This window comes from Prevotella sp. MGM2, assembly GCF_002933955.1.
GTDB lineage: Bacteria > Bacteroidota > Bacteroidia > Bacteroidales > Bacteroidaceae > Alloprevotella.
The window spans coordinates 16,581-42,774 of record NZ_BEWW01000291.1; the positions used below are offsets into that span (position 1 = coordinate 16,581).

Consider the following 26,194-nt stretch of genomic DNA (forward strand, 5'->3'; position numbering starts at 1 on the left):
AGAATTGTCTTTTAGACTTTCCTTTGATAATTCTTCCAAGTATCAGCATAGGCACCTGCATAAAGTTCTGCTGCTTCAGCAGCTTTAATCCCTTCGCGGGAAAGCAGGTCAATACCCCATTCTGTCTTGGCATGATGGATAATTTTTTCAATAACATAATCCATCTCAGTTGCTGGTTCGTTTTTAAGGTCAAAGTATTCAAATACATTTGCCTCTCCTGGGATTTTGCAGCGATGAATCGGAGCATAAAGCTCTTCAAAATAACTGTATAGTGCTTCCGGATCTGGGTTGCCTTCTAACTCTTCACTTAGAGTTTTCAGTAAATACCCAAAAAGAAACTTCAACTGAGGTAGCGAGCGGTTCTTGTTCTTGTCAAACAGGAGATAACCATATTCTCCATCTGGCAGAATGTCCACAGCCTCTTCAAGCTCGCTGGTGTCGGCATAACCCTCATGGACTTCGACTATGCCCTTACTTCTAATCATGTCATATTCATTCGTTATTATTGATTGCGCTGCAAAGTTAAGACATTTTTTCAACCTAACAAAATTTTTGGGCGAAAATTTTTCAAGGGCTTGAAAATATGTTTTGCATTATTGCTGTAAATCAAGTATTTAACATTTTCATTTATATTAAAAAGATTATTTTTGAAAGTGTTTGCTTATTACACTAATCAAACCTGTCAGATATATCAGTAATGCGGATTTCCGGATTATGCACAATCTCATAAATCCGCTGATTTTTCGATCCCCTAAATGGTAGTGTCGCATCTCGCAAGTTTTCTTTGAAAACCCCATCAACTATGACATCTACATATTTTATCAGGTCGTTAAACAAGCTTTTAACTTGTGCCATTTCATATCCGGTCCATATCCAAATGGTTTTATCAGTGCGTTCTTTGATGGATCGGCACAGTTCAAGAATTGCTGGGTACTGCACAAGAGGTTCGCCGCCAAGAATGGAAATATTGAAGTCGTCAACATTAAGAGCTGCATAAACTTCCTCAATTGTCATTTCCTGCCCAGACTCCAATGGCCACCATTCCTTGTTATGACATCCGGGACAATGAAAATTACACCCAGACACATACAGGGAATTGCGCAGCCCAACCCCATCAACTGAGGTTGAGCTGACAATCTTAGCTACATATAGTATATTACTCATGTGTCTCCCGGTCTTTTAGTTCTGCAAGTTTTGCAGAGTTCCAACGATCTGTTGTACCTACAAGATAACCGGTAATACGCTGAAGGGTATCTATGTTATCGCCTCCGCAATTTGGGCATGTATGAAGTTCCTTTTGCGCATCTTCATATCCACAATCAAGGCAACGGTTGCGGGTATGATTGATTGAACAGTAACCAATATTGAACTTGTCCATCAAATCCACCACATTCATTACGGCTTCTACATTGTGTGTTGCATCACCATCCAGCTCGACATAGAAGATGTGTCCACCACGAGTTAATTCGTGGTAGGGCGCTTCTATCTGTGCTTTATGCGCAGCGCTACATTTGTAGTACACTGGAACATGATTTGAATTGGTGTAATATTCTCTGTCTGTCACACCAGGAACGAGGCCATACTTCTGCTTGTCTTTCTTTGTAAACTTGCCGGAAAGACCTTCTGCTGGTGTTGCAAGAACAGAAAAATTCATATCGTAATGGTCGGAAAATGCTTGGGCGCAATTACGCATAGCGCCTATAATTCTCAGGCCAAGTTCCTGAGCCTCGTCACTTTCTCCGTGATGCTTACCCGTGAGTGCTACAAGACATTCTGCAAGGCCAATAAAACCGATTCCCAAGGTACCATGTTTAAGTACTGGTCTTACCTCATCATTGGGACCAAGAGTTTCAGAACCGACCCATAAACCCTGCATCAACAATGGGAATTGTTTGGCTTTAGCGGTGCACTGGAACTCGTATCGGTCGAGTAGCTGCCGTGCCGTTACCGTCATCGCTTTATTAAGCTTATCGAAGAAGGCGATGATACGTTCGTTCTCATCTTCTATATCTCGAACACTCAAAGCGATGCCTGGAAGGTTAATAGTCGAAAAACTGAGATTGCCACGACCCACAGAAGTCTTCTCGCCATGACGGTCTTCAAATACACGGGTGCGGCATCCCATCGTGGCTACTTCATACATGTAGCGTTTGGGGTCGTCTGCACGCCATTTATCATGCTGGTTGAACGGCGCGTCAAGATTAACAAAGTTCGGGAAAAAGCGTTTGGCCGTTACGCGACACGCCAATTTGTAAAGGTCATAGTTTGGATCACCAGGCAGATAGCTTACACCCCGTTTCTTTTTCCAAATTTGGATAGGGAATATAGCAGTAGAGCCGTTGCCAATTCCCTTTTCTGTAGTCAGCAGCAGTTCACGGATTACGCAACGGCCTTCTGCCGATGTATCAGTACCGTAATTGACAGAACTGAAGACTACTTGATTACCGCCACGGGAATGAATGGTGTTCAGGTTATGTACGAAAGCCTCCATAGACTGATGTACACGGCGTACAGTTTCATTCATAGCGTGCTGTACCATACGTTCCCACGATTTCATACCATCCAAAGGTCTGATAAGGAAATCATCATAAGGTGCATCATAGGCTTCGGACAAGTCAACCTCATTAACCGTTTCCAACTTCTTGAGTTCTTCCTTAAAAGTAACACGCACATAAGGTGCCATGTAGAAATCAAATGCTGGAATAGCCTGGCCTCCGTGCATGACATTTTGAACCGACTCCATAGATATACAGCTCAAAATGCTTGCGGTTTCAATACGTTTAGCCGGACGTGATTCTCCATGTCCAGCCTGAAAACCTCCGCTCAAAATTTTATCTACAGGATGCTGGATGCAAGTCAAACTTCTGGTAGGCAGATAATCCTTGTCGTGAATATGAAGGATGTTGTCAGCAACAACTTGCTTTGTTTCTTCGGACAAAAGATAATCATCTACCAGTTCCTTGCTTCGTTCACTGGCGATTTTCATTACCATGCCGGCAGGAGTATCGGCGTTCATGTTGGCGTTTTCACGAGTGATGTCGTTCTTTTCAGCAGCGATAATGCTGAGGATGGTTTGGTCGCTTTCACGATGACGGGCCTTACTACGTTCATTACGATAGCAAATGTACGCACGCGCTACATCTTTATATTTGGAAGCCATCAAGCTCTCTTCCACCAGATTCTGAATTTCCTCAACGGAAATTTCATTGGGGCACTTGGTTGCAATCTTGTTAGCGATTTTGATTGCATAGTCTTCATCTGTTGTACCAACTTCTTTCATCGCAGCGAGAATCGCCTTAGTGATAAGCATCTGGTCAAACGGCACCTTACGGCCATCGCGTTTAATTACAGTTTTCATGGAATAACCCTTTTTGCTTTTGATTGAAATTTGACAAATATCGAGACAATTCTTCACGGAATTTCTGAGTTCCGTTAAACCCACAGCATCTTGGCTCTCCGCAAATGCCACCTCGATATACGCATTTACGAACCATTACTGAAGCCAAATCCGGGTCAATTTTTACAATCTCTTCTTTGATCGCCTGAAACACGGTTACAGTACCGGGAGACGCACATCCAGTACACAATCTCAACTTCGACATATCAATCAATGATTGGGCATTGATACATAGACTGAGGTTTACTGGGGTTTCTCTGTCAGCATTATTTTTAAGCCACTCCAGTTCTTCATAGATTGCATCTACCTCATGCTGATGGTTGCTAATAAATGCACCACCATTATGCCAAGTATCTACCAATCCTCTGATACGCTCAATAATTAAATCCACCTTGCCGGGCAAACCAGGGTTGCCCCCGTTTCTATCATCTCGACAAGTTAGTTGAAAAGGAACAGAACCAACATGGTGACGAATTAAGTGTGTACTAATGTAAAGAGGAATGTTTTTGAGGCTAATCCAAAATAGCTGAGTGCGTACTGGAGAGTGCTCAGACTTATAAAGAGAACTTAGTGTCGCATGACTGGTTCCCAAAAATGTCGTAGCACACGCCTCTTGTAAAAGTTCTAAGTCTGTAAGCTTTCGTACAGACACGGTAAAATCCTTCATTTATAGGAGTTTGCATAGTTTTAATAAATAAATTCTGTACGAAGTCAATTTGAAATGCGGTGCAAAGTTAATCAAAAATTTTCAAGAGCGTGAAAAAAAGTGCGAACAATTTTCTCATTCGCACCAATTTTCAGACTATTCTTGAAATTATCCTTTCATCATATTTTTTCGCTTATTTATCGCAGCCACAATAGTTTGAGGCTTTGGCGGTCTCTTGGGGTGTTCTGCATAACAGCCTTCATTTCTATATAAAATCAGAACTCGTCTGAAATCCACAGTCCTGAAATATGGATTTTTGGATGAATAGCTAATGGCTTCCACCAAATCTGCATCTGGGACTCCATTAGAGCCGACTACTTGCATAATAAGGTCGAACTCTAATGGAGCGTTCAATCGCAAATTATAGCCAAGAGGGACTTCATCAAACCTCCTTAGTATTCTTTTTCGACCGCGTTTTTTTGCCTGGGGCTTCGGTTTCGGTTTCCGTCCTCTTTTCTTCCCCTTCTTCTGCGGCTTGTACGGGTTGAATGTCGCCATTGATTGTAGGAATAATGTTAATTACTGAAGAGGCGGCTGCGGCCTCAATTTCTCGCAAGTTACGAGCCTGTGCGGGTGAATTGTACGTTTTCATTGTTATACCATATAAGTGATTGAAAATTCTGTTGATTTTCCACAACTGCCATCACAATAGACAACTGTGCAAGCCCTTTGACCGGCTGCAATTTTGCATACCCAGGATTTTTTATTGGAGAGAGCAATGCTATGTTTAACTGCATGACTTGGGGCTGCTATAGTGTTTGGTATAGTAAACACTGTGCCTGAATGTACTGTTTTAGTAGAACCCTGTATGCACACGATATTACCAATTTGACGTACATACAGCGAATCCTTAATCCATTTCCAACCAGAATCTGTTAATTTAGGCTGGAAATCGCCTACGCCAGCGGCTCCGATGTTGTTGCGGATCTTCTGTTTCTGTGCATCACTTGTTGCCATATCAGAAAGGCAATTTGACAATTTTGCATACGAGCTCAAGTCGTTTTTGCCAATAGCGCCTATATGAGAACGGCAATCGGCCGCAGTAACAGTTGTTGATACAAACTGCGATAACCCACTGGCTTTTATCGCAAATTTCTCATTTGCCTGAGTGGTTGTGTAAACATCTGCTGTGTTAGCTTTCTTATTCAATTCTTTAGTGAAATTGGTAGCCAGCACGTATTTCTCAGAAAGCAATACGCCATCTTCCATAATAGCCGGACCAATGTTTACGCTGGCGTGGCCCATAATACTGAGATTGTATGATGGTGCCGAAATAGAGAATACTTGATCTGTGGTGCTCAAAAAGCCAATGCGGGCCATAACATTATTGAGTGAGTCACGCCAAGAAATAGCATTAGTCAGACTATTGTTTTCTTTCTGAGCATTTGCTTTCAGGATTAACCCATCAGTAACGCCAGCTTCTATTTTTGTCACGCCATATATATTGGCACTTCCTTCAGAACCGACAATGCTAAACAGAATTTTTCCCTTACCATTTCCGATATGGGTGGTTCTGAACTGGGTGATACCGCCGTTATAACCACATACATTGATAGCCAACTCACTAATAGCATTGGCCGTTCCTTGATACAAGTTATTAGCAGTCAGTACGAGCCCACCAAACATGCCCTCATTTGCTGATACTGGTTTGCTGAAAGTTATAGCAGATGCTCCAATGGTGGCAATCAAAGTACCATTTGCATAAAAGCGAAGACCCACGCCGTCTTCTAACGACAATTGATAATTATTCGTATTGCCGGTGTATTTGACATTAAGCGTACTGCCGCTATAGTTTATCTCTGCTTTGATTGCACCAGATTTAATAGTGACACTCTTATTGACCGTAACATCGCCATTAGCATTGATTGCCTTGGCAAAATTCACAACACTGTTGACAGTTTGCGAACTGCTTGCAGGATTGAGCAAAAGAGCGTATTTACCGATAAAGGCGTCCTTCATGCGTAGCCCGCCTGTTGAAGGCATTGCAATAGACTGAAGGGCTTTACCAGTGAGCTCGTCTTGCTTTACGGGGACAGACTTACCTATGGCACATCCATAAATATTACGGCCAACCTTTGAGCCACCGCTTTCATAAGGCATATTTTCGGTAAAATTGGCTTCATAAATGTACTGGGGCCATGACGTGATACCTGTAGCACCTGAGAAATAGCGGAATTTTCCATTCAAGAACACATAGCCAGCACTGATAGCACTGCCTGTAATTTCACAACCGCTTACAATGAAATTGTCACAGTCATCAAAAATCTGAGCAAAAGCTAACGCCAAATCCTGAAGGTTTTCCAGGTCGTCGGCATAGGTGTAACGTCCACCGGTTTGTGCGCTAAATTCTTTCATTTCAATCGTATTTGATGATATAAGTTTTATTTGCAAGCCGATACCTGTCTATGACATATTTCAGCATTGCGACATATTTTTGCTCTGTAATAAGCTTCGTATCAATTTGGGGTGTCGTAACGATAAAACTAACAGAGCTTTCTTCTGTCTGCTCATCACTACGATATAGAATCAATTGGCGAGTAACACCAGCCTCTTTGTCGTGGTACACTAATATATTTTGCTCCACATCAATGTTGGCTGATTCGTGATAAATCGGAGTGCCTAATGCTTCAGAGTTTTTAATCGCAATTCGCCCACCATTCGCAAAATACTTTTTGAATTTACGATTAAGGTACCATTCAAACTTAAAAATCTGAGAGGTCATAGCAGCTTCGATTCTCGTTTCTTTGGCATATTCTACAAAGCCATCATTGACATGCCGTAACGGGGACATCAATGCTTGCAGATACAGAATCAGTTTGCGTCCTCCTATATAGTAAGGCACAAGCTGATTTATCGTTTTGTCGAAGTTGATAAAGTACCTCATACGTTATCTTCCAGTTTAAGAATTATTGTATCACGCCACAAAGGAATATTCACTTCCTCATCGGCGCAAGAGCTCTGCTTGATATAGCCAGAATTAGGGATGTAGTAGCGTCCAATTTTAGTCTGGACATTGCCATTTTCATCTTTGATAAGATGATTATCGTCGTCATACTTGGCAACAAATATGCCTTGATGGTCAGTATCGTCTGAAGAAACAGACACATCAGTAACGTGTTCAACACTCTGGATGCTGTCAATTACTTTCTGAGCATACACCAAACCATTAAACTCGATATTAGCGATATATTCATTGAGGGCATCTTCAATAGCTTGATATATCTCATCTTCGGTCACAGCACCATCGTAATACACAACTACCCGTGGTATCAATACATCACCAATGCGACTAACCACTTTAGCATGTTGGCCGGCAAACAATATTTGATTGAGATAGGCCCGGATTGAAATCAACTCGTCTTCCTCAATACGAGCATAGGCTCCGGGCTTTCCTGTCGCTATCTTGAAACGAACCAGCTTATCATGGAATCCAACCTCTTCCTCCTCAAAATACGCCACTTTCGTAATAACACGCTTAGAGGCGTCAATATTAGGGTAAGAAAAAGCTGTTCCATCTTCATTCATCACCAGTTCATCGCCAGATTGATATTTCAATAGAGCATTGGCAAAGTATGCCGGAGTGCCATTGATTCGATTCTGAAGGTCCTTCGCCAGATCAATCTTGAATACATCCAAGACATTTTCAAACGTCCAAATGCACGCCGATGTAACCCATGTAAATGCGTCAATTATAGACATTTTAGAGCTATTCTCGAACTCTGTGAGCTCAAGATACTGGTTGCGGCTATCTTTTGCCTCAGCATATATTTCACTTAGTGTTCGTGCCATTGTCAGGTTGATATAATTGATTGTTAATATAAAATTTCCATGTGTCTGAAATGTTCCACTCCGGCTCATTTAGAATTGTATTGATAGCTGCATATCCTCTTTCTGAAGGTTCGGTTGTCAGCCATATAGTGCAAGGCCGACGATCGGCATGATGAGTCACAATATATTCAAGATAATCGTCCACAGTGTTATCATGTAGAAAACGAACACCCGTCAAGTCAAGTTCTTGAAGGCTCATGTCACCTATCGGTAGCAGACTGTCAATAGTAGTCGAACGAAGGTCTATCTTATATGTGCCCTCAAACATAGATAATCCTACCAATAAATACCCACGATTAGTGCAAGCATATTCATCAACAACAACAGGTTTACAAAGAATCAAAGCTCCACCTAACCCTGTTGTATCGAGCTGAGTGAATTTTAGCGTTTGTGTGTCTCCATAAATGCGGATGCGTCTCTTTTCTGTCTCATTATCAAAATAATGTTCAATAGATTGTACAACTACGGATAATTGTACATGTTCCAATTCCGTATTATCTCCCCAATCAATAATCACTGTACCTTCTCCCGCAACTTTGAAGGAAGTGAAGACCATATTCGCATTGACTCCTACAAGAAATATCAAATCTTCACCAGGACGTTTGAAATAGACTTTACGTGCTCCAGATGAGGGGGTGATATTTTGTTTTTTGAACTCGCTCACAATTGATTCATTCAATACAAAATCTTCATGGTATATAAGTTCTTGACCATACACAAGGTCTGAAGTCATATTGAGTTCCGGGTTACTAATGAGAAGGTCAAATAGTCCTTCGATGCTGCCATACAAATGCAGGGCTACATCAAACAAATTCTGGTTCGGTTTTACTGTATATATGCCCATAGTTTAACCCTCCAAATCTTTTGCGTCCAACTCCATTTGCTTGGTCTCATAATTGTAGGCGGCATTACGAATCGTTACGCCGTCTGCACCAAATTCATCCTGAAGTACTTTGGTCAGACTGGTTGATGTCACATTATTTGAGTTAATCCATCGAGCAAGGCCAACTCCTGTCAATGGGTAACGATAGTTGCCACCAGGGAAACAAGCAAGAAGGCAGTTTGCGTTCTGTCGTCCAGCCTTGATGATATTAAAATCGGATTGACTGCTGGCATATAATTGAGCGATGCCATCTTTGAGCATGATGAAGAATCCATTTTCCGATATAGAAGGCAACTCTGATGCAAATACATTTCTTAATGTGGCGCCATATACTTGTGACTTAACGATAAACCACTGGGAACCATCTACATCGTTGGTGACATAGACAAATGAGCCATCTTCATTTACACGGCGAACTCGAAGCATAAATTCTTTGTACCTGGGAGTATATGGAATCACAAAGCATACCCCCTTATTCAAAATTGTACGCTCACTCAATGTGTATGGCACATCTATCTCACCATAAATATAGCGAGATAGCAATGCAGGCTCATCAACCCACCTAAACTCTCTCAATTTGATTTTATTCTGGGGGCTGATGGCAACATCACCAGTTATAATATGTATTTCTATATCTCTACGCATTAGCTTGAATGATTTAGTATTTGGTATCTGAAACCATCAATTTTGCTAATCAACACTGTTATAGAATCTCCAGAAGCCATTTCGTAATCTTGCACTCCTTCATTGTGATTATAAATTCCTTTCAATATGATCTTCTTTGAACCAGATCTTACTCTAAAAGTCACTATAGTAGCAAAGTCATCTGGAAGAGTGCTTAGACCAAATTGTTTAGCCACGGATGATTCCGTTGGGAGAGTTACTTCTGCACCGCTATAATCCGGCTGATTGTAATACATTAAAATAATATTATATTGCGAGAAATCAACAGTATAGGATCCACTCCCAAAAGTAAGCATTTTAGCTTTTGTGTTAATAAATGCAGGAGCTTTCAAAGCTGCGTTTGATTCTATGCCATAGTTTTTCGTACCACCGGTCACATTGATCAGCAAACCGTAATTGGCTTGATCAAATCCATAATACCCAAAAGTATTAGGAGCATTATTGACAATACGGCCAACTGCCGTGAAAGCGCCACCTGCGGAGCTCGGAATGACATCATTACCAAACATGACATATCCTTTAGCTCCTCCAACCTTAAAGAAATCTTTATAAATTGTAAGGGCAGCCCAACTTGCTTGTGAATTAGATCTAGGCTCTGAATCACTGGAGCTCTCTACCCCAATACATCCAGATGAAATTTTGAACCCTGCAATACTACCAGATGTCGCAACAATCTTTCCTTCTACGGTTAGATTACCATTATCATCCCAAAATAGATGGTTGGATGCTAAATATCCTGATCCGTCTGTAAGTAAAGCCCATTTTCCTTCACATTGAATAGATGCAGTAGATATAGTGCCAGCAGTAATATTGTTTGCGCTAATCTTAGCATCAACATTAAGATTGCCGTCCGCATCCCAATTGATCTTACCACCAGCCAATGCGCCAGAACCATCGTTCTCAAAACGCCACTTATAGCCACGCAATCCTGTAGGACCAAGAGTGATTTCTCCAGTGTTTGTATATCCAGAAGTTGCAGCAGTACCAGTGTAGAGGGTCGCGTGATCGAAGTTCCAGCCGGCAATATGACTGACACCATTACTTTTAATCTTGAAAATGCGTTTGCCATTCAAATCGTATGCAGCAAGGTCCGCACTATCAGCTTTAACCTTCAAGTAAATGCCACCATAGGAATCTATAAAGTTTTCCAATGATGCAGCAGACCTGGAATTGAACTGGGAATTTGCCGCAGCAGACATATATAGCCCAGTGTTTGCGTCATCTGACACAAGAGTTATCTTATCCGTAGAGAAGCGGCTTTCATTAAGTTTCCACCCCACAATCTCACCGCCATTGTCAGCAGCAGAGAATGTGATTTTGCCTCCCATAAACGACACGTCTCCATTTGCGTCAATATACCATTTGATACCACGCAAACCATTAGAGCCAATTGTTATGCCATTCGTAGCATATCCCTTAATAGTATTATTCTTATCACCAGACCAAATTGCTTCTGTATCGAAGTTCCAGCCGGCAATACAATTGGTAGAACCAGCGGAAAAAACTAAATTATCCCCACCTGTTCCATACGCTACAAAGCCAAAATTATTGCTGGAGCTATAATATAATGCGGCGCCGCCATATCCACGCATCCACCCCCAATGGTCATCTCCCCATTCACTGTCGGGTTCAAGTTTGCTCACGTTTGCAATAGCAATATATTTCCGGGCAGCAGATATTCCAATAGGAATATTATAAATACGCCCCTCTTCAATGGTCCATCCACCTATAGAGCCTTCCTGAGATGTGATTTTCCCTTTGAACTCGGCGTCACCGTTTGCATAAAATCTCACATTCTCCATCGCAAAACTGGCTTCACCGTTTTCTCCGATACTCCATATAGCGTCTCCTTCTGCATTGATAGCGCGAATTACACCATTGCTGAGAATTTGAAGCCTACCTTCTTTGCTGGAGATACCATAAGAGTCAATACTCCATCCACCAATCATTCCCCCATCTCCATTTAGATGAAAGATTTCTTGGCTTTTTAGATAACCATAAATACCATTGCTGCTCTCACCTGAAGCAAGCAAATCTGGGCCGATGTACACGCCTGTCAATGCTCCTTCTTTCCATGTTGGCTGAGTGCCAGAAGTGTCAAGAACGGCCTCTTTCTTACCAACGAACAGCTTGGGGGTCATTATATAGGTGCCACCAACTTTGGTTTTAGTGCCCTCCCAATCCTGAATCCAATCAAGCATGGTCGATTCACGTACTACATTGAAAGAGAATTGTACTTCGGTTGTATAATTGAAACCGTCTTGTGTGGTAATTTGGAATTTCACATAACCGTCTAAAATAGTATTAGCGAGTTTAGTTATCGCAAAGGGCAGCGTTGTAACCTCTTGAAATGACCAACTTACGGAAATTCCAGCAGAAGAATATACAACTTGACGTACTTTGAATGGCACTATTTTGGTTCCACGTTTAACCGTAATAGTGCCTTTTGCATTGGTTAGATTGGGGTTTGAGCCATCAAAATCAGCAGAAATAGAACACGAAGACGGAGTGAGCAATACTGTATAAGCATCGTTCACCGGACTAAGTGTGATTTCTCCTTTTGCTATTGTGCCCATTGTACTTTAAGTCTTTATGAAGAATAGTCAAAACGCTCATGGCATGGTGTCAAAACCAAGCTTTATTCTGCATTTTTAAGCTGAAGAATTTCAGGGTAATCAGCGCAAACATCAAATGCCCTAAGAGCTTCAACTGTACTACATTTATCTATTTGCGCCAAATGCTGTGCGGTAACATTATAACATTCATGTGCATACAATTCAAGCTGCGACAAGATTTCCAGAGCAACATCAACATTTACATTGACACTATGGCTTCCAAACCATAAACAAGTAGTGCTACGCTTGGCCTTCTTCTCAATGGTTATAGAATTGACCAACCCAACTCTGGTTGCCTTATCAAGCCAAAGGGCAAGACCGTCAAAATAAAAGAGATTGACCTTTTCGCTATTGTCATAACCTTGTATCTGCATTTTCCGAATCGCTTTCCATGCCTCAACGTCATTTTCGGACTGGAAGAATCGCAAAATTGATTCCAGTTCTTCAGTGGTCGCCTCCGCGATATGAGCTGAATCTACGGCATCAAGAAATGCAGATATAGAACGGTCGGCCAACACCAATCGTTCCGTGATAGCCTGAAAGTGCTCATCCTGATTTTCTGTCAGTTGCTTCATTTCTGATACCTGAAGATTGAGCCACACTATCCAGTGTCCCTTTTTATGCCCGCCATTATTGATAGTGGCCGGTCGTGTATTGAATTTGCAAATCTGTTTCATAATATATTCTTCTATCTAATAATAGTCTTCCATTGTTTCCTCAAGGTAACTTTAGAGACATTTCTGTCGATTTTGAAATACCTCTTAAACTCTTGGGAGTAAATAAGCGGTTGCATGGCTTTACGACGGATTCGATAAATTTGCCGATATTTACAGAAACCCAGATATGAGTTGAGGGTCGCAAGAATATGGTCAAGGTCAGCTGAAGTAATTTCTTTTGCTGGTTGTTTCATAAATTCAGCAATTTCCTTGGCTTTATTAGTGAATCGCCCAATAGTTCTGTTACTCAAATACAATCGGCCATTCTTGATATATGTGCCAACAAATAGCACTCCATGACTGGCCGGCTGGAAATATCGTTTGTCCTTATGGATTACCAAGTCCATAGATTTTATCTTAATTTCAGCAGCATGTATCAACCACTTCAATGCTTCTTTATCATTGCAAACCAAGATGAAATCATCCACAAAACGATGATAAGCAGCCCTGATGCCTCTTGCTCTCAGTTTTTTCACGCAATCCACCATAAAGGCATCGAAATCGGCCATAAAGAAATTGGCAAATAATTGAGTGGTAAGATTCCCGATTGGGGCACCACGCCCCTCTCCAGTCCGGAACAATGATTTGTTATGAGCCAATCCAGCCCAATCTTTTGGGTCTGAATTAAATACACAGTTCAATTCAGGACGGTGCATCACAACCACATCCAGTAGCCATATCAGAAGATTCTTGAAATCACCATGATATTCGTCTTGTGCAAAATCAATCAAATTATCGCACATACGGCGCTGGGGTAATGACATGAAAAAGCCTACCAAGTCTCCTCTGAACAAGTAGGCCTCCATACCATAATCGAAGGTGACTTCTTTGATTGCTTCAAACACCCCATCAACTGCCGATTTAGTCCCAAACCCAACTCGACAGTTATGAGTTACATTACCGATATTTTCATTGAGTTCTTCAAAATGAGGCACCAACCGCATACAAATCCAGTGATGAATGATACGGTCTCTGAAGGCTGCTGCAAATACTTCTCGAAGTTTAGGAAATCTTACAAGGAAACAGGTAGAGGTCCCTGGCTTGTAGGTTCTCTCTATCAGTTCCGTTGTAAGTAAGTCCAAGTCTTCGTTAGCGATGGGAATGTAATCTTGGAATTGTTGACTGGAAGTCTTGCCTCGACAGCAGTCTTCATACGCTTCCTGTAAAGATTCCCTTAATCGAAGCCAAGCCTTTGTCGGATGAGCTACAGCAGGGCGAACCACGTTAGTGTTGTACTTGTTGTTGTTGTTGCTGTTACCACTGTTGAAGTTCACGTTCCACGAGTTGTTGGCACTGTACTCAGTGGATGACCAGTGGTTGCCTGTGCTGTTTATATGCGGCTGTGCAGCTTCGTAACTCCGAACATAGTTCGTACCATGAAACGGAGTCAGCCGCCCATATCCGAGCAAAGCTCTAAGCTCTCTTCCGATGTTACAGCTATTAGGCTTCGTCATCGGAACCCTGGCTTTGTATTAGTGAGCCACGCCATGCTACAAGTTGACGTATCACTGCGTCAAAGGACGCAATAAGCTGCTTGTGCTTCGTAGCGCTAACGAGACCGGACATACAATTGAGCGTAATTTTAATCACACTCATTAAAGAAATAGCTTCTTCAAGTGCATTTTGTTTAAGAAAATCATCTTGATGATTATATGCTGCCGCAGTCCAGCGAATCATATCCGTAAAATTTTGGAGTAAGATGTCAGATACTTTTACAGTTTTCTTGGGCATCAATTGCACAATCTCTATGATAAGCCTCATAGAAGCGTGCAATGACCTGTAAATAGGTGTATTCTGAAATCCAGTAGCCTTCTTACGGGCTTCTCTTTTATTGCGACGGGCACGATTTATTTCATCATTGGAAAGCACAACAGAGTCATCAGGTTCGCTAAAAGGCGAACTATCAAACAAGTCACACACTTCCTCATAAGTCATAGATTTTCCATTTATATCCATATTTTTTAGTTTTATTTAACGGTTATAGGCGAGCTGCTTTAAGCAGCTCGCCAGGAAGATTAAAGAAAAAACTGATAGGCTACAGCAGGGCGAACCACGATAGTGCCGTACTTGTGGCCGTTGTAGCTGCCACCACTGCCGAAGCTCACGTTCCACGAGTTGCCGGCACTGTACTCAGTGGATGACCAGTGGTAGCCTGTGCTGTGCTGGGTGAACGGAGATGCACCGTTAGCAACCAAAGCCCTCCATAGAATCATTGAGTAGATTGGCTTCTCAGCTTCCACTAATGAATGGAAATATCGATTGATAGCAGCTATCTCAAGCCCAGTGTAATTGCCATATTCCACGTGTGATGGATTGACATTAGATTTAATTTCATTGGGCTCCGAAGAATTGATTGCCGCTAAAATCATATCGTCAATTACACTCTTAGCCGGGCTGGTGCCTTGGCCTTCTTGATAGGTCTCATTCATACCTCCAGTTCTGGATTTCGCAAAGAAACTATACTGGCGATACAATTCGCCACAAGCCGGTAAATACCAGTTCCCAGAAGCATATTGAGGATCAAGTTGCTCTCCTTCCTTCACTGTAGGCTGATAGAGATAACATCCATATCCTGCTGGATAGAGAAACTGTTGGTATTTCGTTAAGTTATTATTGGCTTTATGAAGTATTTCCATTGCGTTGGCTAACTCCTTCACTGTAGTTGGAATACCAGACAATTGATGTTCATTACCATCATCATCGGTAAAATAAATACCTACAGACTCATTTTCATCTGAAAGCAAATATGCGTTGATGATTTGATTCGCATGGCGTACAATTGCTTGCGTTTTTTGTTTTCCCTGCCAATCAACTACACAGCCTGATGCTTCAGAATAATCTTTGAACCCATCATCTTCGTTGATGTCAAGATAGTTGCCGATTGTCTGATAGTCATTATTAGGTCCACCTGTCAAGCCACGGGTTGTAATATTGACAATACCTGGCAAATCGAAAATACTGGAGATACCAGTAGCCGCACTAATTTCACTTTGTATGCTACCATGTCCGTTTGTATCACTACTCGGATAAAGCCCCCAAACGGAACTTCCAGCATTGATGAAACCACTTTCGCTTTTGAATGGAATATTTTCTTTAGCGTCAACACTAATTTGATAACCCACAAGTTTCCTTGTTTCCTTAAAAGATTCTGTCGGCTTATTATAACCAGTAAAAATAGTAGGCTCTGCTTCATTGTCGCCTTGCCACATTTCGTCAAGTTTATAAACAATACCAACCAATGTCTTATCTTTCATGTATTGATCATCGAATGTACCGTCTGCATAAGCAAAGTCTCCAATTTTAGGTACTCGCCGATAGAATCCAACCTGAAACTCTGCGGTTAAGATAGTGCCAGTAGTTTTTGTAAGCTCACACTGCGCCAAATAGCGCATGTCCGTACCACTCTCATCTAATTTGACTACTTGTAAAATACCATTTGCGGGGTCAACAAAAGTACCATAAGGCTTAGCGCTATCATCAATGCCCCATTTGATAGCCAGTTTCCCATCTTTGAGAGCGACATCATTACCGGTAGAAGGAGAGCATACCAATTTATACTGGTATATTCCTGTTTCAGCTATGTACGTTGGACCATTAACAGAAATACTGTTAATGGCACGCTTTGTGTAATTGATAAACAACTTATTGGCAGCATCGTCAATGTTCCCATAAGTATTTGCCAATGCCAATTTATTATCGAATGACAAATTACCACTCAAGCTAATACTACCAGTCAAATTGGCTTCTAATTGCTGCAACCACATCATAGCATCTACAGCAAACCCTGTCCATAATACATTATCAATCTCAACAAGATTGAGATTTTTAGCTTGTGTATAAGCAAGTTGTATAAGTGATTGTGTCTGTTGCTGAATCTGATGTTCCCCGATAATACGCAGTGTCCGCAGGTTTTCCATTCCTTCAACCAGCATACTTGCAAGATTAGGCTGACCATCAACAGTAATAGCGTTGACAGTGCCCGGCAACTCCACTTCAGTCAGTGTTGATGTTTTAGGGAGTGTTACACTGGTGTATGATGAACCGCTCAGTAACAACGATTGTAGGCGTGGCAAATCCGCAGAGAATGTACCAGAGAACGCTGACGCATGAGTGAAATCTATTTCTTCAAGGTTACGACAATTTGATATGACGATTCCTCGTGGATGAAATTCTATTGGAACTCCGTTTGCTGACCAACACTCTAATTTTCTCAGTCGTCTTCCGGTTATATTTACATTACCATCTTCTCCGCATGGAAGCGCACCAAGATTACCAATACTCTTAGCATAGTGCATCCAGCGCAGTGTAAACTGAGTATTGGAGTCAGTGTTGACAATGAAGCGTACAGTCTCTCCAGGAGCACAGAGGTAAGGCTCGCTACCTTGATTAACCCACTCTCCATCTTTTTTGGCATACAATGCTGCCATGCTGCCACCAATCGCCAACTTCGGATAAATATACTGGTAAGCGGTGTATTCTATGTCGTATGTGGGTGACTGTCCCTGCTGGTTATTCACGGAACGGAAACTGAGGGTGCCATCACCACCTGTCTCATACTCACACCATGACATTAGCATCGGTAAACGCTGATTCATAAACTGCTTCTCGCACTCCAACTGGTCTCCTACAGCCTGTGTGATTGGGTCTTGACTCACATCGATAAGCCCACTCATCAACTTCACCTGAGCAACTTCGTAAAGCACTCGGCTCGTTTCATTATATGCCACAGCTGGGAAATATTCTTGAACCCAATAATAACGCTTCTGCATATATTCTTCTACACTTCCAGCAATTTGAGCCATGAGGGTGAAGATGTCACGCATCATATTACGCATACGATCCGGATATGCACGCTCAATAAGAGTAAAGAGAATGTTGTTCTCACCATTCCAATAGTTGCTGCCATTGGCATCTTTAGTATGTTCCAACGCATAATACGGCTTAGTTTGACGACCTTGGTTATCGGTCTTCTTGATAGTATCAAGGTCGTCCTGCTTCCAACGAACCAATTTGTCAATTGCCGGATCAATCCACGGATATACGTTCTTGGTACGGTTATCCGTGCAAGCCTCCAGTTTGACAAATGACTGATGAAATACAATATCAGTAATGTCGAGGTACGCAGAAGCGTGAGCAGCAAAATATGCGACACGAGCCTTAGAGAAAATGTCATTAAGCACATCCATATTTGATGTCCCTAAAGTATTCATTGCCTCTTCAAGTGTCATATTTTGCTTGCCATCAACCGTATCAACACTGATGACGACCCCAGCAAGTTGTTCTGTAAGTTTAGGACTGCCGTAAGTATATGCACGGCCATCGCTTCCCCACGCTGTAGGAACCTTGACAATCTTCTCAAACTTAGCGGTTGCGGGGTTAAAGTAATACACATTAAAGCGGTCTGAACCAGAATTGAAAATCCAATACTGATGGTCACGAACCAAATTGTCACTATCCGCAATCAATTGAGCTTCAGTGCCGGCATAAGGCTTCAACAAAGGCGAACATGCAAAAACAAAATTAGCAAAGTCTGCAAAATGAGTATAGAGGGTGTTTTCTGTACCCCCCTTTGCCTCATCCTCAATGCGTAGTACGCCCTTATCTGTTTCTCCACCATCATATTTGGAACCAATCTCAACTTCAAAAGCAAGTGTATCACTATTACCGCTCTTATAACAGTAGCCGTTTTTAATATCACCGGTATTTATAGTTACGCTCTTGGCATAGATATTACCTTCCCATGCACCCTGTGTGTTTTTGCTGACAATCCAAGGCATTTGGAAAAGTGCTGCAATAGCACCATTATCGGCTCCAGAAACACAGAGATAGTCCGGGCTTTTCTTTTTATCGTAACCAAATGTTTTCTTATCGCCTTTACCGCTACCCCAAGTCTGGAAACCACAAAACACAGGATTACCATTACCTATTTGATAAAAAGCAAGGAACGGCTTTTCGTAACAACAAGCATGAGTGTTCTGAAGTACCGGACGGCCATCACTCCCATTATTAACAAGCGACTGCCAAAGCTCATCATAAGCCCAAATCGCGCCAAGCTTATGGCTTTGCATCGGAGAAGCATAGTTGCACTTACCAACCAATTTGGTGATACCGCCACGACCCTCTTCCAACTCGTATTTGGAAGCATACACTTGACTTACCCCATCCAGTGAATTGAAATACGATATTTTTTTATAGTATTTCCCATCCTCTGTATAGTGAGTCGGATCATTAGCATTATATTCATCAGCAGAAATCTCTTTATCATCTTCAAAACCATCAGAAATATTCCACCAATAATACCCCTTAGCAGAAGTTCCCTGCCCCTTATCAGTCATGCCTGTAAACGTGCCTGAGTGCTTAGTGTCAAGACTTTCTGCATTGCCACGTTCAGTGTAAATACGGACATCAACAGCTACATTCTTCTGCTTGCTTTGATTTTCGCGAGAAGGGTAATGACCGCCTTCTGGAATACGACGAAGAATTGTGTTGAGTCCCATAGCATTACACAAATCATAACCAATCTCCGTACCATTAAAAATTGAATTGAAACGCTTGAACAATTTTTTATCTTCAATGGTTGGCATCCCAGCCATGTAGTCATTCTGAATCTGAGTCGAACCAAGCTGCTGCCCTTTGTAAATGCGAACACCATAAATATCAATGTCAGCTTCATCTGAACCAATCACAATATTCTGTGCGCCGGCCACGCCAATAGGAGTGAATCTATCCTCATCAGTATAGATGAATGAACGATTAGACTTACCGTTGACATAGATACGAACAAGGTTCATACCCTCACCACGCAAATTACGAATAATGTTAATTGCAATATGTTCACGAACTTCCTCTTGGTAGTGAGCATCGCAAATATCTTCCGTAAAATTATTACGACTCAAGCAAACTACACGCGTAGGATAAAATTTCAATCCTGTATAAGCCTGGCTGAAAGGGGCTGAGGCGTCAATAATAGGCGCGTCACCCACAATATTCTTGGCTTTAAGGTCAAACTCAATAGTAATGGATCCCTCTACACCGTTAATATTCTGACCAGTATTCTCATTAAACAATTCATACGGTACAGTCAAACGATTGCCGGCACCAATACTAAGAATCGGGACATTAACTTGCGCTCCGGTAGAATCTGATTCCAGATTACTAAGCCAACCTGTATTAGTGTCTTTCGGATTAGACAACAAGTCACTCAACTCATACTCGACCTCATCAATAACAATGCTTTGCTTTTCTGCTGAAATTACAACATTCGCCCCCTTAGTAGGCGCAAAGTTTTCTGAATTATCAACAGTAAAATTGATATTGTTACCAAATGTTACGCCTGCTGCATTGGTAAACACAGCCTGAGCATGAATTATATTCGGTTGTTCCTCGCCTTCATACTCCATAGAGAAGTTCTCATCAAAGGCATATTCCTCACCATTAACACACACCTGGCTCTTTTGAATATATGCTTGACCTGTATCTCTATCTTGCAGAGTTATATTCAATTTGGTTTCGCTTTGGGCCGGATTGTAAATAGCATAGCGGAATATGGTAACACGAGTCCAGTTCTGAAACTCTTCCATAATATCCGTAACTGCCAGAATAGGTGTTGTCGAAGTATCTCCTTCTGGAATATAGATAAATTGGAACTCTTGATGTTCTGTCTCTGCGGTATAGCCCTCACCAAAAGCAATCCATGCCTCTGCCTTTACTGCCCCACGCACTAACGTAAACTCAGCCTGACTAAGAACTGCACCATAAGTGTTATCGATATAAGTGGCGGTGCCCAGTGTATAGTTTTTCGTGTAACCGTTAATTTTAATACGAAGCTGCTTCTGTACACTACCGGAAATACGGAAGGGTAACTGTACACTCGCGCCTTGATAAGCAGTTGCAATAGAGCCTTCGTAGTTTGCAGCAACATTAGAATACACGATTGTCATTGTAACAGGACTGGCAGAAATTCCACTGGTTTCACCAGTCGCAACCAAGCGCACCTGATATGTAGCATCAGATGTCAAGAGCTTACTCAGATCAATCACTTTGGTCTGACCGGATTGGATATTCACAGTAAACTCCTTGCTGGAATCCCATGAACCCCATGCTCCATTTGAGTTCTGTGTACGACAAGACACAACAATGGTTGCATCTTCATCTTGGTCCGTTGTTTCCTGAGTGATAGGATTGTACTGCTGCCACAGATAAGATACTTCTACACTTGCAATTGGCTTACTGGTCACAATCGAACCTGAAGAGATTCTGGTCAGCTTAACGATATTGCTGATTCCACCTTGTTCTTCAAGTAGCGGAATCGCTATATTAGCCAATCTCAAATCCGCATTAGAATCAGGATCGGTCATATAATCATCATAAGCAGCCTTGTCCGCAAACCCCCAAAAATGATAATAACCATCGGTATCTTTAGTTTGTGGAATGACTGGATAGCCTATCTTAGAACCGAGCTGGCTCTTCAGAAAGGTTTCAATGTCTTCAATGTCCACGCTTTCTCTCAGTTCTTTATTGCACCAAGGTTCCTTTAGCGAGGTCAAAGTTTTGCGAATTACAGTATTCTTTGCCATAGAAATTATTATTAAAATATACTATTTGCGATTTGCACCCCAGCCGGTTCCATAATCCCAGCCATGCCCATGTTGCCACCATCCACCGGCTAAGCAGTTGCTAACGGCTTCCCATATCAGGCGAGTGCCTTTATAGGTTGCAGATATAGCACGACGGCCATAATACCGGGCTGATAATTCTAACTTGTTTCTGATAATCATTCTTCAAAAATGTTATATTCGACAGTATCAATAATCTGGTTGTTTTCCAACAGAGCATCATATTCTTCTTGCGTGATGTACACAGTGGAATTTACCGATGCAATCATTTCGTTTACTTTCTCAACCAATTTATTAAACTCAGCAGCTGTAAGTTTTCCACTGGCATTAACTCCTTGGTTAGCAGTCTTAGTACCTATTGTCAGTTTCTCTATAGCCATATTATCAGAAAATTATAGGGAATGAATAATCGAAATGATCTGCCAGTCCAATCTCGCATACAAAAAGATCAGAACCGTCCATTTCGTAATTTAGCGTTAGTACATTGTTGCCATCCGTAACATCCAAATCCTCAAATCCAAGGTCTGTATTTAAGTCATTGACATTATAACGGTGCCAAGTAAACGTAAAATGCTCCAACGCATATTCCAAATTGACCGGCTGACCTTGATAATATACAGTAGCAGTTAATACGGTTGCGCATACCCCATTCTGAAAGGCATTACCCTTAGATGAAGTAATTTGCACCGTATATCCTTGAACATACTGCTTAATGATATTGAATGTATCGGTGTATGTTCTGGAATCATTCAATTTGATTTCGCATTTGAATGACACACGACTCTCGCCATGATATGTGATAGGGGCGCCATTCTCATCAGTGGCCGGCGGTGTAGTAACATAACCATACCAATAGCAAGAATCAGGAAACACCTCCAGTGTATTGCCGTTTGCACCAGGTATTGCAATCCATTCGTCTCCGATTAACAGATACCATTGACGCTGGCTGGACGATGAAGCAAAGCCAACCTCCTCCAACGACATCACAATGGATGATGGGCTACACGTTTTACCGTTTGTAGAATCCGCTTGTCCGATGATAGTAAAGGTGTCTTGTCCGAGAATACGCATATAACGATTTGCCATCTCATCCTGCGCATCATCAGATAAATTATCCCAATTAAGTGTTACATCTTTACCAAACGTGACTTTTCCATTATGGTCCCATTTGATATTCTCATTAGCCAAATGACCAGAGCCATCCTGATTCAGTCTGAATGAATTGGTACGAGTGTCAATAGCACCGGTTCCATCATAATTCAATCGAAGCAATGGATTTTGGATAGTACCTCCAATACCACCACGCGAAAACCATGCGCCATAGTCATTGGTTTCATCCAAAATATCATCAGTTGGCTGGTATTGCGTGCAATACTCTCCAGTTTCTAATTGAGGTGCGGTAACGTATAATACTTGCTCATCAGGATTAAGACTACCGGCAACAGACTGATATATTGAGCTGGTGAATGTAGGAATCAGACTAAGCAACAAGTCGTCCGTATCTTTTTCAGGAATCAGTAAATCAAAGAACACATGAAGCCTACGCCACTCATGGCATTGATCTGATGCTATTTGAAGTGCGCCAATGACTTTCCCGTTTTGTTTGATGCCAATCTGACACGGTTTTCCAGCATATCCCCAGAATGAAAAACAATATCGCTCCTTTGCATGGGTATTCAGCCACTCTCTGCTTTGAGCAAACATTATCAGTTCACTGGAGTTCATTGTTTTGTACACGTTACCCATACCAGTTGGGTTCAAAAGCGTGTCGTTGTCAATAGTAATACTGCTCAGAAAATTAACATCACATGAATTTCTAAAACAGTTACGATGTATTTTACCTGCATAGAATGTGGAAGCAAAGCCATTTTCATCTCCGGCAGTCAATGTACCTGAAATATGAGCGGTCTGGGAAGCATACAATTTTTGGATATACGCACCATACCCAGTAAGAGTGCCAAACACTGGATCGTTCACTCCTTCAAGTTTACCGATACGCATAGCAGTGGCGCTGCCAAAATTAGAGATGCTATCCAATAATATAATGTTGAAATCAGCAATCTCTACCCAATCATTTACCCCCAAACTCTGAAAATCCAGCCTGAATGTACGAAGGTGTCGTCCTGAATTAAGAACATTGATAGCCTGAAAGTGATAATGCCAATCTTCGGCAAAATCTTCAGTCCATTCTGCATCCTTTACATTAGCAACCGAATACCCAATCTCAGCATTAACAGTTACTGCTTTATTGGCTCTGGCCTTATAAGAAACAAGCACTCGCTTCTGGGCTGCAACCAGTTCATAAAATTCTTGGCTTAACCCACAGAATCCTGTCGTTGCTGTACTACGAGTTAAACGCACGATACGATTTTGGTCACTATCGTTCCCTTTGAAAAGTGCGGTTAGACCACTTCCTTTTACAATGTATTGCGAGCGTGGGTCTTCAAACGCTTCACTGGCAATATTTTCCGGCCAGCATATACTCTTGTTTCGGCCAAGACCATCAATGACATCCATGAACGGAGCTTTATCATCCGATGCTGTAAGATACAAGGCACCGGACCGGTCTGAGTCGAAAAGATTGGTAATTCTGGCAAAGTCAAGCAGCTCGTTAGTTTTAGGCGCATCTCCTTCCAACAGAGCCCCAATAAAATAAGGCACGTCTCGTTCAACATTTTGAGTGAGTATAGTGCCATCTGCATTGAATATGGGCTCTCCATTAGAATCGTATTGCGCCTCAGTGGAGAACCGCTTTGTCGTGCCATACGACAATACGCACATAAGCGAATAGATGATATTGGCACCATCAAAATATTGACGACGCACAATATCACCTGTTCGTAAACCCTGAACCTTCTTTGAATCCGGGGCTATCAGTATTTGGTATTTTCCCAGTTTGACCGGTGCTGCCATTACTCTAACGCTATTACTTCGTCTCCTGAGCAAGAATCACTGACCCAAAAAGACCCGTTGGTACATGATATTTTTTGGACTTCAAGCTCATAAACTCTCATTTTCTTACGAACCGTGAGAGAATCGAAGGTGGCGTGAAAGCCTCCATTTGTTACTTCATCTTTGACTGCCCATCCATAACCCGCAAAGCCACTCGCAAAACTGGGCGATGAAACACTGCCGTCAAAGTAGCCGTTGCCAGAATATCGAAGACCGTCAACTACACCTTCTATGAACTTTCCGTCATCAAAGAATAGAGCATCTTCAATCAGTCTGGTGTGATATTGCTCGCTTTTTATTGCAAAATAATCCGCTTCCACCGGTTTGTCGAAGGCGAAAAATTCCCCATCAGTATTAAAATGGAGTGTAGCAGACCAGTCTAATACCTTGTTTCTAAAAGGAGAAGTGGTCTGAGCAAAGAATGTATCAAACTTTAATTGTTCAATCGGATGTCCTTCTGCTTCACCGTTAATATGGGGTATCTGGATGTTCAGTTTGCCAGTAACGGGGTCTTGATAAATCGCCGGCCCCTCGGTAGTGCCAAAGCGAATCTGCTTGGGAAACAAAACGCCTAAATTATCTGCGTCTGTGCGAAATGTTTCCAGTACAGAAGACCCATTCACAGCGCACTGCGCCCTCAACCCATTCACAAAGTTTCCAGCACCTTCTTTTGAAACAAGCTTAAAATTGTTGGAATAATCCCAAATATCAGCCTGTAGGGATATTTTACTGGTTTGTTTGCCATTGTCACTATCACCCAAGTTCATTATCATTCCGGGAGCTGAAAACGATACCACTTGGTTATTGCGTACATTGATAATATAATCTTCGTCGAATTTAATTCCATGCCCGTTGATGATACGCAAATCGGAATCAAGTACGGTACAAGCTATCGAAGTAACGCTGCCATCCTCTGCTATTTGGTCTATCTTTTCAGAATAAAGGAGTTGTTTCTTTAATGCCCCCAAAGAAAAGCCATCATTTACGGCAAGAGCGCCCTCTACTGAAGCATTACCTTTGACTGACAGATTGCCATACACATTGGCATCTTTCATAGTCCAGTCCACATCGGATTTATTCGAGTTTCCCGAATGATAGAACTCATACTTGTCCCAGAAAATGCCATCCTTATTGATAAGGACATCGCCCAATTTGAAGGTGCCGTCAATTTCGATGTCGCCTTTCATTGATATGCTTTGCCGTTCTATGACAAGAGCATTGTTATCCAAATAAATGGACTTATTACCACCAAATGAAATCCCATCGCCAAAGTCTAATGTTCCTGTAATGCTGGCATCGCCCTTAACTTGCAACCCACCATGCACAATAGCCCATTTCTTCTCATCCGCATCAATAGATACTTCAAAGATTTTCTGGCCATTGACACCGGCATCGAACCCGTACCATGCAGACAATGCGCCCTTCATAGAGTCGCCTCCACGAGATACAAAACCTGTGGTATCGCCGCCTTCGCCACTACTTCCACCTCCGCTCAAAACGGACAAAATAGAATTGGCAAAGAGGTATGCCGAATTTTTCATCAGAATTGTAGAATAGCCGGATGCGACTTTATCTACTTCTGCCTTTTTCTCTTGGTCAAGCACCGGCTCTCCATTGGAATCAAAAACAGGATTGCCTTCTCCGTCTAATACGAGCAAATCATCAGAAGATGGGAAAGCCGGAGGATCAATCTCATTTGCTTTTACCATCCCCTGATAAAGCCTATCATATAAATGATACAGGTCACTTTTTTTATCAAGTTCTTCCTCGTTAAAATTAAGTTGTGCGTCTGCCATAA

Annotated in this window: 18 protein-coding genes; all 18 read right to left on the reverse strand. The window is 41.9% G+C overall.

Features of this window, described 5'->3' with window-relative positions:
• Positions 1-11 precede the first annotated feature (11 nt).
• Positions 12-485, reverse strand: a complete 474-nt coding sequence (locus tag C5S62_RS09485; protein WP_104405255.1) for a hypothetical protein — start codon at positions 483-485, stop codon at positions 12-14.
• A gap of 184 nt (positions 486-669) precedes the next feature.
• Positions 670-1,164, reverse strand: a complete 495-nt coding sequence (nrdG, locus tag C5S62_RS09490; RefSeq protein WP_104405143.1) for an anaerobic ribonucleoside-triphosphate reductase activating protein — start codon at positions 1,162-1,164, stop codon at positions 670-672.
• Positions 1,157-3,358, reverse strand: a complete 2,202-nt coding sequence (locus C5S62_RS09495; protein ID WP_104405144.1) for an anaerobic ribonucleoside triphosphate reductase — start codon at positions 3,356-3,358, stop codon at positions 1,157-1,159. Before C5S62_RS09495 ends, nrdG begins: the two co-directional genes overlap by 8 nt.
• Positions 3,342-4,064 carry a hypothetical protein gene (locus tag C5S62_RS09500; protein ID WP_104405145.1) on the reverse strand — a complete coding sequence of 241 codons (723 nt, stop codon included), beginning with the start codon at positions 4,062-4,064 and terminating at the stop codon, positions 3,342-3,344. The genes C5S62_RS09495 and C5S62_RS09500 overlap by 17 nt, the downstream gene beginning before the upstream one ends.
• A 421-nt stretch (positions 4,065-4,485) precedes the next feature.
• The gene (locus C5S62_RS13625; protein ID WP_104405146.1) at positions 4,486-4,695 is read right to left on the reverse strand and encodes a hypothetical protein; all 210 of its coding nucleotides are present in this window, start codon (positions 4,693-4,695) and stop codon (positions 4,486-4,488) included.
• 2 nt (positions 4,696-4,697) lie between these two features.
• Complete coding sequence (locus tag C5S62_RS09510) at positions 4,698-6,458, reverse strand: hypothetical protein (protein ID WP_104405147.1); 1,761 nt, start codon at positions 6,456-6,458, stop codon at positions 4,698-4,700.
• A gap of 1 nt (position 6,459) precedes the next feature.
• Positions 6,460-6,987 (reverse strand): hypothetical protein, encoded by a 528-nt coding sequence (locus tag C5S62_RS09515; protein ID WP_104405148.1) that lies wholly within the window; start codon positions 6,985-6,987, stop codon positions 6,460-6,462.
• Complete coding sequence (locus tag C5S62_RS09520) at positions 6,984-7,892, reverse strand: hypothetical protein (RefSeq protein WP_104405149.1); 909 nt, start codon at positions 7,890-7,892, stop codon at positions 6,984-6,986. Before C5S62_RS09520 ends, C5S62_RS09515 begins: the two co-directional genes overlap by 4 nt.
• Complete coding sequence (locus tag C5S62_RS09525; RefSeq protein WP_104405150.1) at positions 7,873-8,775, reverse strand: hypothetical protein; 903 nt, start codon at positions 8,773-8,775, stop codon at positions 7,873-7,875. Before C5S62_RS09525 ends, C5S62_RS09520 begins: the two co-directional genes overlap by 20 nt.
• A gap of 3 nt (positions 8,776-8,778) precedes the next feature.
• Positions 8,779-9,459, reverse strand: a complete 681-nt coding sequence (locus C5S62_RS09530; protein ID WP_104405151.1) for a hypothetical protein — start codon at positions 9,457-9,459, stop codon at positions 8,779-8,781.
• The gene (locus C5S62_RS13930) at positions 9,459-12,074 is read right to left on the reverse strand and encodes a hypothetical protein (protein WP_223301208.1); all 2,616 of its coding nucleotides are present in this window, start codon (positions 12,072-12,074) and stop codon (positions 9,459-9,461) included. The genes C5S62_RS09530 and C5S62_RS13930 overlap by 1 nt, the downstream gene beginning before the upstream one ends.
• A gap of 62 nt (positions 12,075-12,136) precedes the next feature.
• A complete protein-coding gene (locus C5S62_RS09540) occupies positions 12,137-12,790 on the reverse strand; it encodes a DUF4376 domain-containing protein (protein WP_104405152.1) in 654 nt (217 codons plus the stop codon).
• 11 nt (positions 12,791-12,801) lie between these two features.
• Positions 12,802-14,283, reverse strand: coding sequence for an RNA-directed DNA polymerase (locus C5S62_RS09545; RefSeq protein ID WP_104405153.1), 1,482 nt, complete (start codon positions 14,281-14,283; stop codon positions 12,802-12,804).
• Positions 14,270-14,785, reverse strand: coding sequence for a hypothetical protein (locus C5S62_RS09550; protein WP_104405154.1), 516 nt, complete (start codon positions 14,783-14,785; stop codon positions 14,270-14,272). The genes C5S62_RS09545 and C5S62_RS09550 overlap by 14 nt, the downstream gene beginning before the upstream one ends.
• Positions 14,786-14,844: 59 nt before the next feature.
• Positions 14,845-21,405 carry a DUF1566 domain-containing protein gene (locus C5S62_RS09555; protein ID WP_104405155.1) on the reverse strand — a complete coding sequence of 2,187 codons (6,561 nt, stop codon included), beginning with the start codon at positions 21,403-21,405 and terminating at the stop codon, positions 14,845-14,847.
• Between the two features lie 197 nt (positions 21,406-21,602).
• Positions 21,603-21,824, reverse strand: coding sequence for a hypothetical protein (locus C5S62_RS09565; protein WP_104405157.1), 222 nt, complete (start codon positions 21,822-21,824; stop codon positions 21,603-21,605).
• A 4-nt stretch (positions 21,825-21,828) separates the two neighbouring features.
• A complete protein-coding gene (locus C5S62_RS09570) occupies positions 21,829-24,357 on the reverse strand; it encodes a hypothetical protein (protein ID WP_104405158.1) in 2,529 nt (842 codons plus the stop codon).
• Positions 24,357-26,192, reverse strand: coding sequence for a hypothetical protein (locus C5S62_RS09575; protein ID WP_104405159.1), 1,836 nt, complete (start codon positions 26,190-26,192; stop codon positions 24,357-24,359). Before C5S62_RS09575 ends, C5S62_RS09570 begins: the two co-directional genes overlap by 1 nt.
• Positions 26,193-26,194 lie beyond the last annotated feature (2 nt).